The 16028-nt window shown below is 27.5% G+C and carries 14 protein-coding genes and 1 CRISPR repeat array; of the genes, 12 read left to right on the plus strand and 2 right to left on the minus strand.

Annotated elements, in window-relative coordinates; translation table 11 throughout:
* Positions 1–30: 30 nt before the first annotated feature.
* The 8 genes from BMW96_RS03820 to hydF all read left to right on the plus strand — a co-directional run bounded on the left by BMW96_RS03820 (position 31) and on the right by hydF (position 7575).
* Positions 31–345: a hypothetical protein gene (locus BMW96_RS03820; RefSeq protein WP_092352676.1), complete on the plus strand. Its 315-nt coding sequence runs from the start codon at positions 31–33 to the stop codon at positions 343–345.
* On the plus strand, positions 326–658 hold the full coding sequence (gene vapD, locus BMW96_RS03825) for a VapD family protein (protein ID WP_092352678.1): 333 nt from the start codon (positions 326–328) through the stop codon (positions 656–658). Before BMW96_RS03820 ends, vapD begins: the two co-directional genes overlap by 20 nt.
* A gap of 145 nt (positions 659–803) precedes the next feature.
* Positions 804–1787 carry a D-isomer specific 2-hydroxyacid dehydrogenase family protein gene (locus BMW96_RS03830; protein ID WP_092352680.1) on the plus strand — a complete coding sequence of 328 codons (984 nt, stop codon included), beginning with the start codon at positions 804–806 and terminating at the stop codon, positions 1785–1787.
* Positions 1788–1838: 51 nt separating this feature from the next.
* On the plus strand, positions 1839–1973 hold the full coding sequence (locus BMW96_RS14620; RefSeq protein ID WP_257606870.1) for a hypothetical protein: 135 nt from the start codon (positions 1839–1841) through the stop codon (positions 1971–1973).
* A 324-nt stretch (positions 1974–2297) separates the two neighbouring features.
* Positions 2298–3305: direct repeats of the CRISPR family, unit length 30 nt; unit sequence GTTTAATAACAACATAAGATGTATTGAAAC.
* 324 nt (positions 3306–3629) lie between these two features.
* A complete protein-coding gene (locus BMW96_RS03835; protein ID WP_092352682.1) occupies positions 3630–3875 on the plus strand; it encodes a TM1266 family iron-only hydrogenase system putative regulator in 246 nt (81 codons plus the stop codon).
* A 1-nt stretch (position 3876) separates the two neighbouring features.
* Positions 3877–4935: a [FeFe] hydrogenase H-cluster radical SAM maturase HydE gene (hydE, locus tag BMW96_RS03840; RefSeq protein ID WP_092352684.1), complete on the plus strand. Its 1059-nt coding sequence runs from the start codon at positions 3877–3879 to the stop codon at positions 4933–4935.
* A 28-nt stretch (positions 4936–4963) separates the two neighbouring features.
* Positions 4964–6385, plus strand: a complete 1422-nt coding sequence (gene hydG, locus BMW96_RS03845) for a [FeFe] hydrogenase H-cluster radical SAM maturase HydG (protein ID WP_092352686.1) — start codon at positions 4964–4966, stop codon at positions 6383–6385.
* Between the two features lie 2 nt (positions 6386–6387).
* Complete coding sequence (gene hydF, locus BMW96_RS03850) at positions 6388–7575, plus strand: [FeFe] hydrogenase H-cluster maturation GTPase HydF (protein WP_092352688.1); 1188 nt, start codon at positions 6388–6390, stop codon at positions 7573–7575.
* Positions 7576–7807: 232 nt separating this feature from the next.
* Here hydF and BMW96_RS03855 read toward each other — a convergent pair whose 3' ends face one another.
* Positions 7808–8308, minus strand: coding sequence for a nitroreductase family protein (locus tag BMW96_RS03855; protein ID WP_092352690.1), 501 nt, complete (start codon positions 8306–8308; stop codon positions 7808–7810).
* Positions 8309–8406: 98 nt separating this feature from the next.
* Here BMW96_RS03855 and BMW96_RS03860 point away from each other — a divergent pair, with 98 nt between their 5' ends.
* The 4 genes from BMW96_RS03860 to BMW96_RS03875 all read left to right on the plus strand — a co-directional run bounded on the left by BMW96_RS03860 (position 8407) and on the right by BMW96_RS03875 (position 12897).
* Positions 8407–9531 (plus strand): metallophosphoesterase, encoded by a 1125-nt coding sequence (locus BMW96_RS03860; RefSeq protein ID WP_092352692.1) that lies wholly within the window; start codon positions 8407–8409, stop codon positions 9529–9531.
* 148 nt (positions 9532–9679) lie between these two features.
* Positions 9680–11101: an amino acid permease gene (locus BMW96_RS03865; RefSeq protein ID WP_092352694.1), complete on the plus strand. Its 1422-nt coding sequence runs from the start codon at positions 9680–9682 to the stop codon at positions 11099–11101.
* A 72-nt stretch (positions 11102–11173) separates the two neighbouring features.
* The gene (locus tag BMW96_RS03870; RefSeq protein WP_092352696.1) at positions 11174–12493 is read left to right on the plus strand and encodes a M18 family aminopeptidase; all 1320 of its coding nucleotides are present in this window, start codon (positions 11174–11176) and stop codon (positions 12491–12493) included.
* Positions 12493–12897 (plus strand): hypothetical protein, encoded by a 405-nt coding sequence (locus BMW96_RS03875; RefSeq protein ID WP_092352698.1) that lies wholly within the window; start codon positions 12493–12495, stop codon positions 12895–12897. The genes BMW96_RS03870 and BMW96_RS03875 overlap by 1 nt, the downstream gene beginning before the upstream one ends.
* Before the next feature lie 868 nt (positions 12898–13765).
* Here the strand turns inward: BMW96_RS03875 and BMW96_RS03880 are convergent.
* The gene (locus BMW96_RS03880) at positions 13766–15559 is read right to left on the minus strand and encodes a flavin reductase (protein ID WP_092352700.1); all 1794 of its coding nucleotides are present in this window, start codon (positions 15557–15559) and stop codon (positions 13766–13768) included.
* Positions 15560–16028 lie beyond the last annotated feature (469 nt).

The raw sequence follows: 16028 nt of genomic DNA on the forward strand, positions 1-16028 counted from the left end.
GTATCATATACATTATAGGGAGTGATAAAGATGATGATGGAAATGGTATTAAGTGAAGAAAAAGCTAAAGAAAATAATATTAATATTGATGAATGTTATGAAAAAGTAGATCGTTTTTTTGAAAAACGAGGAATTAAAAAAATATCTAAAGGAGTATATCAAGGAAATAAAAAAGATTTTAATACTTTTATGACTGCTCAATGGGATTTACCAGAATCAACATGGTTTTTAAAAATAGTAGATGAGTGGTATTTTCGTTATGAAGGCGATACGATAGAATATCGAGAAGATGCATTGGAATCATATTATCGAGTAGAAGAAAGATATGCCAACTATCCATGGTAGAAAAGCAGTAAATTTTGATTTAAATGATAATCTTCTAAAACAATATTATCCTTCAAAAAGTTATAAGAATGCCTGGCGGGATATAAAGAAATTTTTGTTGAAAAGTAATTTTGAACATCGTCAGTATTCAGGATATGTATCTAACAGTGCAATGAGCATGGCAGAAGCAAGGAATATAATTGGGAAAATGGCCAGGAAGTGGTACTGGTTAAATAAAAGTGTGATGCAGTTTGATGTAACAAATGTTGGTGAAGAATATAGCTTTTTAGAAAAAATAGAAAATGAAACCAGATCAAGTGAAAATGAGTTTTAATAACTCGTTTTTATATTATATATAGAGTAATGATAGATTATTTCTTAATAAGTATAAAATAAAACTATATACAAATTTATCAATAAGTAATAAACTATAGAAGATAGTAATTTTTTGATCAAAATAAATGTAATAGGAGAATATGATGAAAATAGTTGTATACAATTATCGTGAGTTTGATGAAGGTAAGTATTTTGATAGGTTTGGTAAATTATATAATGTTGAAATTATTAAATGTTATGATACACCTAATTTAGAAAATGCTAAATTAGCATTAAATTGTCATGGGGTAAGTGTTATAACTACTGTTATTAGCAAAGATATTATTAAACTTTGGCATGATTTAGGAGTGAAACATATTTCAACTAGAACGATAGGATATGATCATATAGACATTGAAGCAGCAAAAAAATATAATATGGAAGTAAGTAATGTTACATATTCAACTGCTAGTGTTGCTAATTATACTGTAATGATAATATTAATGGCACTTAGAAAAATGAAAATGATTATGAAAAGAGCTGATAGCTGGGATTATTCATTAAATGATAGTATTGGTTTAGAGTTGGAAAATATGACAGTAGGAGTTGTAGGAACAGGTGCAATTGGTCAAAAAGTAATTAAAAATTTAAGTGGTTTTGATTGCAATATTATAGCTTATGATCCTTTTATTAAAGAAGAAATAAAAAAATATGCTAAATATGTAACATTAAATGAACTTATTGAACAAAGTGATATTATAACATTTCATGTTCCGGCTAATAAAGATACATATCATATAGTTAGAAAAGAAACAATTAAGAAAATGAAAGATAATGTCATCATTATAAATACAGCTAGAGGTAGTGTAATTAATACTAGTGATCTAATAGATGCTTTAGAAAATGGCAAAATTGGTGCATGTACTTTAGATGTTATTGAAAATGAATTAGGCTTATATTATGGCGATTATAAATATAAAAATATCGGAAATAGAGAATTATCAATTTTACGAGATATGCCAAATGTTTTACTTACTCCACATATGGCATTTTATACAGAACAAGCTGTAAGTGATATGGTTGAACATTCTATTACAAGTATTGTTGCATCATATAATAAAAAGAAAAATAAATTTAGAATTTGTTGAAAATAGAATAATTTTTGTTAATTGTAGCAAACTATTATTGGGGTGATAATAATGAAGAATAATAATAGAAAACAGTCTAAATCAAATGAGGCTCAAAAAACTGCAGTTAACAATCAATGGACTAATAACAATACTAAATATTATCCAGATAATAGAGAACGTCAGGATGGACCTGGTGGTAATTAAGAACCTTTAATTAAAAGTTCTCAGGCTGTTAATAAAGTAAGTTTTTCAAACTGACTTTATCATACAGCCTTTTAAATTAAAAAAAGATTGGTTTTGGAATTTAGTTTTATCAAAATCACTTAGTAGATAATTTGTCAATAAATTTATTTTTTTACCAGGTGAATTTATTAGTGAAACCTCTAAAAATGTTGGGAGAGTAAGAGCTTAAGGGAATTTGACTGAAAAATATAAAAAAATAAAATTGCCTGGTAAAAAAATAGAAAAGTGTTGATATATAAAGGTTTTGGGGTATAATAGAATATGAAAAGTGGCTTATTTATTAGGGTTTAATAACAACATAAGATGTATTGAAACGCGTTCTAAGTTTGATATGTCCCATTCTGTTAAAAGTTTAATAACAACATAAGATGTATTGAAACTAAGTAAGAGTAAGAAACATAGTACATTCATGATGTTTAATAACAACATAAGATGTATTGAAACAGAAGTATATGTTAAAGAAGCTAGTGCTGGTGACGGTTTAATAACAACATAAGATGTATTGAAACCTATTTTTGTCATAAATATATTTGATAGTTTTTGGGTTTAATAACAACATAAGATGTATTGAAACTACGTGAGAGTAAGAAACATAGTAGATTGATGGTGTTTAATAACAACATAAGATGTATTGAAACAACAATTTATCAACATTCTTTGTAATCTCATTAAAGGTTTAATAACAACATAAGATGTATTGAAACTACTCATCTGCGTCTTTGCCTTTACGTTTTTTAACAGTTTAATAACAACATAAGATGTATTGAAACTTAGTCTTAGACAAAGAATAATTTTGATAAATTTCCGTTTAATAACAACATAAGATGTATTGAAACGCTTTCTAGTGATTGGATAGAAGAAACACAGTCTACGTTTAATAACAACATAAGATGTATTGAAACGAATATGCAGGATAGTCTTTTTATGAATGATGAAAAGTTTAATAACAACATAAGATGTATTGAAACCTTCATACCAGCAATTTGCAATATTTTTCCAATAGGTTTAATAACAACATAAGATGTATTGAAACTACCGTTAATAATAAAAAGAGGGATTTCTGCTATAAGTTTAATAACAACATAAGATGTATTGAAACAGGTGGAGCTTTGCTTAAGGCTAATAAGTATCATGGTTTAATAACAACATAAGATGTATTGAAACAGGTGGAGCTTTGCTTAAGGCTAATAAGTATCATGGTTTAATAACAACATAAGATGTATTGAAACGAAAAATTATTTACTGTATTATTTTGAATATCACGTTTAATAACAACATAAGATGTATTGAAACAAATACAACTCTTGCTTATCTCCGTTGTATGTAATTGTTTAATAACAACATAAGATGTTTAAGTTTTAATTAAAAATATGTTATACAAAGCTCTAATGACAATATTTTTGTATTAGATTTTTTTTATATACCTTATATTTAGTATGTACTTTTATAAAAAAATGAACAAAATGATAACGTTTTCATTAAAAGTGTGTTAGAATGTATATACTATAGCTAATGATAAGGATGATTCTAAGTCAAAGGTTAAACTATTTTTATTATGTTTTTTATTATGTTTAGCCATTAGTATTGTCTGATGGTTTTTTATATAAGGAGGTAAAAATGAATAGTAGAATAGCAATACTTGGTATATTTGTTTATGAGATAGAACGTGCTAACGAAATAAATGATCTCTTACATGAATATAGTCAATATATTATAGGAAGAATGGGGATTCCATATAAAGATAAAGAAGTTTCAGTTATTTCAGTTATTCTAGATGGACCAAATGATATAATTGGTGCTATTTCTGGTAAAATTGGAATGATTAAAGGTGTTAGTGTTAAAGCACTATATTCAAAGGTATAAGATGGAAAATATTGAATTAATTAATAAATTAAATTATAGTGGAGAATTAGATTTTGAGGAATTTAAACATTTATTATCTACTTATGATCAAAAAGACTTTGAATATGCTAAAGAATTAGCTGCTAAAATTACAAAAAAAATATTTGGTAATAAAATATATATTAGAGGTTTAATTGAAATTAGTAGTTATTGTAAAAATGATTGTTATTATTGTGGACTTAGAAGAAGTAATTTAAAAGCAGTACGCTATAGGCTTAATAAAGATGAAATATTACTTAGCTGTAAAGAAGGATACAAGTTAGGATTTAGAACATTTGTATTACAAGGTGGTGAAGATTTATATTACCAAGATGAATTAATGGTTGATATAATTAAATCAATTAGGCAGTTATATCCAGATTGTGCTATTACATTATCACTTGGTGAAAAAAGTAAAGAAACTTATAAAAAATATTATGATGCTGGTGCAAATAGATATTTATTAAGACATGAAACTTATAATGAAGACCATTATTATATGCTTCATCCTCATAGTATGTCTTTTAAAAAACGTATTGAATGTTTACATAATTTAAAAGAAATTGGTTTTCAAACTGGATGTGGGTTTATGGTAGGCAGTTATCATCAAACAATAGACCACTTAGTTAATGATTTATTATTTATTAAAGAACTAAAACCTGAAATGGTTGGAGTTGGACCATATTTAGTTCATCATGATACACCATTTAAAGATTTAAAGAATGGGAAGTTAAATCAAACTTTATTTATTTTAAGTATTATTAGAATTATGACTAAAGATGTTCTTTTACCAGCTACTACTGCATTAGCCACACTTGATTCTAATGGAAGAATTGAAGGAATAAAGCATGGTTGTAATGTGGTTATGCCAAATCTATCACCTCAAGAAGTTAGAGAAAAATATTTATTATATGACAACAAGGCTATAATAGGTCAAGAGGCTAGTGAGGGATTAAAAGAATTAATTGAAACGTTAAGATACAATGGTTATGAAGTAGTGTATCAACGTGGTGATTATTGTAAATTTGACTACAAGGGGTAATACCTAAGTAATATAAGGAGAAGAAAAAATGTATAATGTAAAATCAAATAAGGCTGAAGAATTCATTAATGATCAAGAAATTTTAGAAACTATAGAGTATGCTAAAAAAAATAAAGATAACCGAGAATTGATCTTTTCTTTAATTGAAAGGGCTAAAGACTGTAAAGGATTAAATCATCGTGAAGCAATGTTATTATTAGAATGTGAAATTCCTGAAGCAATTGAAGAGATGGAAAAAGTTGCAAAAATGATTAAAGAGAAGTTATATGGTAATCGAATTGTTATGTTTGCACCACTATATTTATCTAATTATTGTATAAATGGTTGTGTTTATTGTCCATATCATCTAAAAAATAAGCATATTGCAAGAAAAAAACTAACTCAAGAAGAAATAAAAAAAGAAGTAATTGCACTTCAGGATATGGGACATAAACGTTTAGCACTAGAAACTGGTGAAGATCCAATCAACAATCCAATTGAATATGTTTTAGAAAGTATAAAAACTATTTATAGCATTAAGCATAAAAATGGTGCTATCCGTCGTGTCAATGTAAACATTGCGGCAACAACAGTAGAAAATTATCGTAAATTAAAAGAAGCTGGAATTGGAACGTATATCCTTTTTCAAGAAACTTATAATAAGAAAAACTATGAAGCATTACATCCAACTGGACCAAAACATGATTATGCTTATCATACTGAAGCAATGGATCGAGCAATGGATGGTGGAATTGACGATGTAGGAATAGGGGTATTATTTGGACTGGAAATGTATCGTTATGATTTTGTAGGACTATTAATGCATGCTGAACATTTAGAGGCTGCTAAAGGAGTTGGACCACATACGATTAGTGTACCAAGAATATGTCCAGCAGATGATATTGATAAAGATGATTTTAGTAATGCAATTAGTGATGAAATTTTTGAGAAAATTGTTATGATTATTAGAATGGCTGTGCCATATACAGGAATGATTATTTCAACTCGAGAATCAAAAAGGGTTCGTGAACGAGTACTACAGTTAGGAATTTCGCAAATCAGTGGGGGTTCAAAAACGAGTGTTGGTGGTTATGATGAACCTGAAAGTGATGCTGAAGTTACTTCTGCTCAATTTGATATTAGTGATAATCGTAGTTTAGATGAGGTTGTTAATTGGCTGTGTTCTATGAATTTTATTCCAAGTTTTTGTACCGCTTGTTATCGTGAAGGTAGAACAGGTGATCGTTTTATGCAATTGTGTAAATCAGGACAGATATCAAATTGTTGTCACCCTAATGCCTTGATGACATTAAAAGAATATCTTCAAGATTATGCAAGTGAAGATACTAAGAAAAAAGCTAATCAATTAATTGAAAAAGAATTAGAAAATATTAGTAGTGATAAAGTTAGAAAAATTTGCCAAGAGCGTCTTTTAATGATTGAGGAAGGGAAACGGGATTTTAGGTTTTAACTATGGCTGGATTAAATCAAACCCCAGGTGCTAATCGTCTTCATATTGGATTTTTTGGAAAACGAAATAGTGGTAAATCATCATTAATAAATGCTTTTGTAAATCAGGAGGTTTCAATTGTTTCAAATGAAGCTGGAACAACTACTGATCCAGTTTATAAAGCTATCGAAATTCATGGATTGGGACCATGTTTATTAATAGATACTGCAGGTTTTGATGATATTGGGATACTTGGCAAACAAAGAATTGATAAAACAAAAAAAGTTAGTGAAAAGATTGATATTGCAATCATTCTTTTCAATGATAAAATTATTGAAAAAGAATTAGAATGGTATAATTATTTTAAAGAAAAGCATATTCCAACTATCCTTGTAATTAGTAAAACTGATTTAGGTATAGATAATAATTTAATAAAGATTATTTTTGAATACACAAAAATAGAACCACTTCTAATCAGTTCTATAACTAATCAAGGTATTACAGAACTAAAAGAGGTTTTAATAAATAATTTGCCAAAGGATTATGAAAAAGAGAGTATTACAGGAAATCTTGTAAAAAGTGGAGATTTAGTATTATTAGTGATGCCTCAAGATATTCAGGCCCCAAAAGGAAGATTGATTTTACCTCAAGTTCAAGTTTTACGAGAGTTACTTGATAAGAAATGTCAAGTAATATCTGTTACCACAGATCAGATGATTAATGCTTTAAACAAATTAAAAATAGAACCAGATTTAGTTATTACTGACTCACAAGTTTTCAAATATGTTGATGAGCATATTTCAAAACAAACTAAATTGACATCTTTTTCTGTTTTGATGGCAGGATATAAAGGAGATTTGGGTTATTATATAGATAGTGTAAAAAAAATAGAAAGTTTATCAAATGATTCAAATATCTTAATTGCAGAATGCTGTAGTCACGCTCCCTTAAGTGAAGATATTGGACGCATAAAGATTCCTAGAATGTTGAAAAAAAGTTATCCTAATATTAGTATTGATATTGTTAGTGGGACTGATTTTCCTGATGATTTAACGAAATATGATTTAGTAATAACTTGTGGCGGCTGCATGTTTAATCGGCGTTATATTATGTCTAGAGTTGTTTGTGCTAAAAAACAGCATATAGCTATGACAAACTATGGTATTTTTATTGCCTATATAAATGGCATATTAGATCGGGTTGTGTATTAAAGATATTAGACTAAAATTAATGGGAAAATTTTAACAAAGAAGTATAGAGAATTATTGTTCATGACAACATCTCTATGCTTTTATTATAAATATAAAAATAGAGGAAAATTTATTTTAAGATAAACTTTCCACTATTTTCATTAAGTATTGATATAATTGATTGTAATTATATATTTAAAATATTAATTATACTAGTAATCAACTTTCTCAATAATCTTGCATATACTCCTTTTTATTCTAGATAAGTGATATTTAAAGGATTGAAGCGATCAACTAATGGCTTGTTTTCATTACTATAACCTATTGCAACAATTCCTACAGGATATTCGTTTTCTGTTAATTTAAAATAATTTTTAAAATCTTTAATTTTTTTCTCTACTGGAGCAATTCCACACCAGCAAGTTCCTAATCCTTGATTAACTGCTTCAATTAATATATTTTCAATTGCTGCAGAGCAATTTATTAAACCATATTCTATGCTTATAGCTTTATTTAAATCAGCAATTACTAAAATAGCACATGGTGCTTCTTTCATCATTGATGTATATGGAGAAAGATTAACAATATCATTTAATGCAGTTTTGTTAGTAATAACTTTAAATTTCCATTCTTGGGTATTTCTAGCTGTTGGCGCGTTCATAGCAGCCTTTAAAATTTCAACTATTTTTTCTTTTTCTACTAAAATATTTTTGTATTTTCTAATGCTTTGTCGTTGTTCAATTTCTTTTAACATAATATTTCCTCACTTTTATTATATTATAGCGTAGATATATAAAATATTTAACTTAAATATAACTTATTTATGATATAGTAATTTTAGAGGTGAAATCAATGTTGGAAGTAAAACATGTTGAAAAGATGATTAAGGGAAAATATCGATGTATTGTAGTTAGTGATATTCATAGTCATTTAGATCGTTTTAAGCAGTTGTTGAAAAAGACAAAATATTGTTTAGATGATTATTTGGTAGTTGTAGGTGATTTTATTGAAAAGGGTGATCAAGCAATTGAGACAGTTGAATATTTAATGAAATTACAAGAGAAAAATGATAAAGTATATGTTCTTCTTGGAAATTGTGAGTATGCCCTTGAGGAAATGGTTACTAATCCTAAATATGCGAAACAGATAATTAATTATTTAAATCATATTGGTAAAGGAGGAATGATTCGTCAAGCAATCAATAAGTTATCATTAAATATAAAAAGTGATCAGCCTGAATATATTCAATTAAAAGTAAAAGAATTTTTACAACCTTATTTTAATTATTTTACTACTCTTCCAACAACCTTACATTTTAATAATTTCATTTTTGTTCATGCTGGAATTGAAAAAAGAGAAGATTGGCAAAATTCTAGTCTTTCTTCAATGATTGAGATGAAAACATTTTATATGGATGGCCACTGTTTAGATGATTATGTAATTGTTGGACATTTACCTACCTCTAATCAGTATGAAAATTTTATCAATAATGAAATCATAATCAATAATGAAAAAAGAGTAATTAGTATTGATGGGGGGACTGGAGTAAAGTCAATCAGTCAATTAAATGCTTTAATAATAACTGGTGAAAATGGCACATATACTTTTTCAAAAGAGTATGTTCAACCATTACCACTATACCAGGTATTACTAGATATTAATTCTTTATCAAAAGAAGCTGTTAAAATTGCATGGCCTAATTTTGAGGTTGAACTATTAGAAGAGAAAAGTAATTTTTCAAAATGTAGACAAATAAACACTAATAAAATTTTAAATATTAAAAACGAATTTCTTTATCATCATAGTGATAAAGTTTACTGCCTGGATGATTATATAGATTATCAAATTTCTTTAAAAAAAGGGGACATAGTTAAATTAGTAGGAGTATATGGAATATATGCATATGTCATTAAAAATAATACAGTGGGATGGGTTAAGTATCGATATTTAAAAAAATTGCAGTTTAAACATCAGTAGAAAAACTGATGTTTTTATATAAAAATGAAATAGTTATAAATATTTAGGTAATAATATAAAAAGGGTAGGAAAATATAAAATGTCTGTTATAATAAAAACGTACAAAAAATATTTTTTGTTACAAGTATAAATGTTTTGGAGGATTATTATGTCAAAATCAAAAAAGATCGTTTGGTATAACTTAGCCTTTATGGCATTTTCAACAGTTTGGGGATTTGGAAATGTTGTAAATGGTTTTGTGTATTTTAACGGTGTCCAGGTAATTTTTAGCTGGATAATGATGTTTGCCTTATACTTTGTACCATATGCTTTAATGGTTGGAGAATTAGGTTCAGCATTTAAAAGCGCTGGGGGTGGCGTTAGTTCATGGATACATGAGACAATGGGACCAAAACTTGCATATTATGCAGGGTGGACATATTGGGTAGTACATATGCCTTATATTGTATCTAAGGCATCAGGAGGACTAAAGGCTTTTAGCTGGGTTCTTTTTCAAGATTCATCGTTTTATGATTCATTAGATATAAGATTAATTCAAGTTATTACTCTTGTGGTTTTCTTATTTTTTGCTTGGGTAGCATCAAGAGGTTTAAACCCATTAAAGTCTCTAGCTACATTAGCAGGCTCATCGATGTTTATTATGTCAATATTATTTATTATCTTGATGATGGCAGCACCAGTACTTAATCCTGATGGAGGTTATCAAACAATTGATTGGAGTTTTAAAAACTTAATTCCATCGTTTAGATTAGAATATTTTACATCTTTATCTATACTGGTGTTTGCAGTTGGGGGCTGTGAGAAGATATCACCATATGTAAATAAAGTAGAAAATCCATCTAAAGGATTTCCTAAAGGAATGATTACACTTGCAATTATGGTTATTGTTTGTGCTATTTTGGGTACAGTATCAATGGGGATGATGTTCAATGTAGCGGATATTAATGCAAACTTTGATTCATATGTAGCAAATGGTGCATATTGGTCATTCCAAAAATTAGGTCAATATTATGGTATTGGTAATACATTTATGATTATTTATGCAGTTTGTAATATGGTGGGACAACTATCTACATTAGTTATTTCAATTGATGCACCATTAAGAATATTATTGGATAATGAAGATGCAAGACAGTTTATTCCAACAAAGTTATTAAAGAAAAATAACAAGGGTGCATATGTAAATGGAATTTGGTTAGTCGTGGTAATCGTTACACCACTAATTTTAGTTCCTGCAATGGGAATTAAAAGTGTTACTACGTTTTTAAAATTTTTAACACAATTAAATTCAGTATGTATGCCACTTCGCTATTTATGGGTATTTGTAGCATATATTGCTTTACGTAAAGCAATTAATAAGTTCCCTGCTGAATATCGTTTTACAAAGAATCAGGTATTTGCAAAATTCTTTGGCTGGTGGTGCTTTGGAGTTACAGCTATTTGTTGTGCTTTAGGAATGTTTAAAGGAACTCCATTTGAAATCGCTATGAATATTATTACACCAATAATTTTGGTTGGTTTAGGAGCAATTATGCCAGCACTTGCAAAACGAAATAAAACAAGTAAATAATTACGAACATATCCTTTAACAGTTGTTAAAGGATATGTTATAAAATTACCAAAAATAAGGAGGATAATGTTGATGGATAAAAAAATATCTCAAGAATTAACATCTTTTATTAAAAAGAGTCCAACAGCATTTCATGCTGTTAATAATCTCAAACAATTATTAAAGGAAAATGATTATGAAGAACTGTTAGAAGGAAAAAGATGGGAAATAGAGGCAGGTAAACGTTATTTTATATCTAGAAATAATTCTAGTATTATTGCTCTTAATATAGGAAATAAACTAGATCAATATAGTTTTAATGTTGCTGCTTCACACAGTGATTCACCAACCTTTAAAATCAAAGAAAATGCAGAGATTGAAATTAAAGGAAAGTATACACAGTTAAATACTGAAGGTTATGGTGGAATGTTGTGTGCAACATGGTTTGATCGACCTTTATCAATAGCAGGAAGGGTATTGATTCAAGATGATAACAGCTATATTACTAAGCTTTTGAATATTGATCGAGATTTAGTATTGATTCCTAATGTTGCAATTCATATGAATCGCACAGTAAATGATGGTTATTCTTATAATAAACAAATTGATATGTTACCATTATTTGGTGGTAGTGATACTAAGGCAGGTGATTTAAAGAAATTAGTAGCCCAAGAATTAGGGGTTAATGTAGATGATATTTATGGTACAGACTTATATCTATATAATCGAATGGAACCGTCTATTTGGGGAGCTAATGAAGAATTTATTTCATCTCCACAATTAGATGACTTACAATGTGCCTATGCTTCTTTGCAAGGTTTCTTAAATAGATTTAATAATAAATCGATTAATGTATATGCTTGTTTTGATAATGAAGAAGTAGGTTCTGGAACGAAACAGGGTGCTGATTCAACGTTCTTATATGATGTTTTAAAGCGTGTTAATAATGCATTAGGAAAAACAGAAGAAGATTATTATCGAGCTTTAGCTTCTAGTTTTATGTTAAGTGCGGATAATGCTCATGCTTTGCATCCTAATCATCCAGAAAAAACAGATATAAATAATTGTGTTTATTTAAATGAGGGAGTAGTTATTAAGTCTCATGCAGGACAAAAGTATACTAGTGATGCACTTAGTATTGCAGTATTCAAAGGTTTATGTAAACAGGCTAAAGTTCCAGTTCAATTTTTTGCAAATCGTTCTGATAGTTTAGGTGGCAGTACTTTAGGAAATATTGCAATGGCACATGTTTCCATGAATAGTGTTGATATTGGGTTACCACAGTTAGCAATGCATTCATCATATGAAACTGCTGGAATTAAGGATACATATTATATGATTAAAGTCATGGAAGAATTTTTTAATAGTCATTTTGAAGAAACAAGTACTCATGAATTAAAGGTCACTAAATAATGAAGAAACATAAATTGACTAAAAAAGAGCTTGAGACAAAAAAGAAAGAAATACTTGAGAGATACACGATTGCTGGCTTATGGCAAACAATGTGTGGTTATATAGTATTATTATTTATAAAAGAGCTATTAACTAATAATTATTTAATTAGTTTTTCAATTGATATTTTAGTTGCTATTGTTGCTTTCTATATCACAATACATAATTCAATTAACCAATATAAACTAATTAAAACTAATTGTATTTCAGTGAAACCATTTTATTTTCAAATATTTGGTTTTATTGTAGGATTATTTATAGTGATTATGACTTTCAAAAGCCCATTTGATATTTCTTTTGCAATTTTAGTAGTAGCCTTACTAACAAATAAAAGAATGTTTGAAAAAGAAATAAATGCAAATTAAAAACATTAAGTGGTAATTTAAAGTGAGTTGTGATTAAAATATATCTAACTATAGATATTCTATAAATTAATTATATTATCTTGAAAGGTTTAAAAAAGAGTCAGAAAATGTAAAAAGACTGTGTAAGTTAAGAATGTATTCTAATTTCACAGTTTTTTGTTTATGTTATAATTTAGGAGAAAATATGTATTTAAATAATAATATGATTTATGAGCATATTAATTCTAAAATTATATTGGTAGGAAATGATAGATTTTTCAAATTTATAATTACAAGTTTAAACTAAGTTTTTTTATTGTTTGTATGAATAAAATATTTTATAGGAAATGAGATATATGGTATTAATAGGCAGATAAATAAAGAAAAAGTAAAGATATTTAAAAAATTATAATCTTAATGATGTTTATATAGATGAAAAAATTGACGAAGAAAATAATGTTCTATCTTATGATTTAGAGTGAAAAAAGTTCACTCTTTTAATTTACAATTCTAAATCACGATTGATGTACTAATAATAAAATGTTGATATTTTAGTTTAAACTTTGATGTGGGAATAACAACTGGAAGCATGATTTGAATAATTATTTTTGGATATAAAAACGGAATTTTTAGTACAACAGTAACTGAAATAGATTTATTATTTTTAGTTATCTGTTTTATTTATGGTATAATTTTTATTCAGTTATTTGTAGTGTCAATTAGTATATGATTGTAAAAAGATTTAGTGATACTTTATATTGATATATATTATAATTGTATGGATGATTGAAACTGTAATCCTATTAAATAAAAATAGCACATAAACCTCAAAGAAGTCTAAGTGCTATTGTTTTAGTATTTAAAGCAGTTAATGCATTATATGACACATCTAATTTTCAATTGGTTCAAAATCTACAACACCATGTTTACATAGAGGGCAGATATAATCATCAGGTAACGTATCTCCTTCATAAATATATCCACATATCTTACATACGAATCCTTTTTTACCTTCAGTATTAGGTTTTGGTTTAACATTTTCTTGATAATATGTATAACTCATTGTATCTTTATCTGACATCACTCGAGCTTCAGTTACCTTACAAATGAACATTCCATGAGTATCTAAATCAACATACTTTTCTACTTCTAGAGACATAAAAGCATTGATATACCGAGGTAAAAATGGGAGCCCATTATCAGAATATAGAGGTTTAAAGTCAATGAATTTATCAGTAGTTCGACCACTTTGGAAACCAAAACGTTCAAAGATACTAAATGGTGCTTCAATTGATAAACAATTTACATTTAATTTTCCTGTTTGTTTAATTACATGATGAGAATAATTTTGTTTATTAATATTGACAGCTATTCGATTAGGTGAATCACTGACTTGTGTAACAGTATTAACAATCAATCCATTATCTTTTTTACCATCATTGCAGGTTACAACATATAGACCATATCCAATTCTAAATAAAGCGCTCATATCATGTTTATTAGCCTTATCATCTGATTGTGCAATATAATCACGACATAATTCTTCTGATAATTTTTCAATAGCTTCAATACTATCAGTTTTAAGTGCTGATTTTATAGTTACAGTAGTATCAGCAAAAGTAATTTTTTTACATTCTGAAAACATTTCTTTCATTACTTTAACAGCTAAAGGTGACCATGAACCATTTTCAATTAATGCAACTGTACGATTCTGGAAGTTTCTTTCAGTTAGATGATGAATAAACTCTTTCATAAAAGGGAAAACATCGGTATTATATGTAGTGGTTGCTAAAACTAGTTTACCATAACGAAAAGCATCTTCAACAGCTTCAGCCATATCATCACGTGCTAAATCATGGATCGCTACCTTTGGACAACCTTTTTCTTCTAATTTTGCAGCTAAAAGTTCAACAGCTTTCTTTGTGTTTCCATAAATAGAAGTATAGGCAATTACAATACCTTCGCTTTCGACACTATAAGAAGACCAGATATCATATAAATTAATATAATAACCTAAATTTTCATTTAATACAGGGCCATGAAGTGGACAGATTATTTGAATATCTAAATTAGCAGCTTTTTTTAGTAAAGCTTGTACCTGAGCACCATATTTTCCAACAATACCAATATAATAGCGTCGTGCTTCACAAGCCCAATCTTCTTTTACATCATTAGCACCAAATTTTCCAAAACCATCAGCTGAAAATAAAACTTTATCTTTGGCGTCATAAGTAACCATTACTTCAGGCCAATGTACCATTGGGGCAAATACAAAAGTTAAAGTATGTTCACCTAAACATAGAGATTCTCCATTTTTAACTTCTTTTCTTTTTACTGATGCATCTAAAGTAAAAAATTGATCTATCATAGCAAATGTTTTTGCATTAGCCACAATTGTAGCATTTGGGTATGTTTTAATAAAATTTTGAATATTTGCAGAATGATCAGGTTCCATATGTTGAACGATTAAATAATCAGGTGTTTTATTATTTAAAACATCAGCAAGATTATCTAACCATTCATGAGTAAAATTAATATCTACAGTATCCATTACTGCAATTTTTTCATCCATTATTACATAAGAGTTATAAGCCATACCATTTGGAACAACATATTGTCCTTCAAATAAGTCAACATTATGGTCATTAACTCCTACATAAAGAATATCTTTTGAAATTTTCATAGTTCTCTCCTTATCTTATTAAATAGTTCACTAAAATTATAGTACATTGTTTTTTTTAAATCAATGAATTCGCTCTACTTATTAATTAATAAAAACTTCATCAAAAGTATTATGGGATAATTATATAAATAATATTATAATAAGAATAAAATTTTTTTAGTACCTATAGTATTTAATTATTTTAATAAAAGGGAATAAAATTAAAAGTTTTGTGTCTTAATTTGAGTAAATCTATTTATATAAAATATATATTTAAATTATTTATTGATAAATATAGATTTAAAATGATAGAATTATAAAAGAAATTAAAGAATTAGAGAGTTTGTCAGTTATTAGAGGTTAAGATATATTGATTAAGGTAGTCTTTTTTTAAGAGTTAAAATTGATTGTTGTAGATAATATTAAATGTCCTTTAGCGAACAAATATTATTTAAATTAAATATTTTTAGTTTATAATAAAGCGATAGAT

This window comes from Thomasclavelia cocleata (genome assembly GCF_900102365.1).
Taxonomy (GTDB): Bacteria; Bacillota_I; Bacilli_A; order Erysipelotrichales; family Coprobacillaceae; genus Thomasclavelia; species Thomasclavelia cocleata.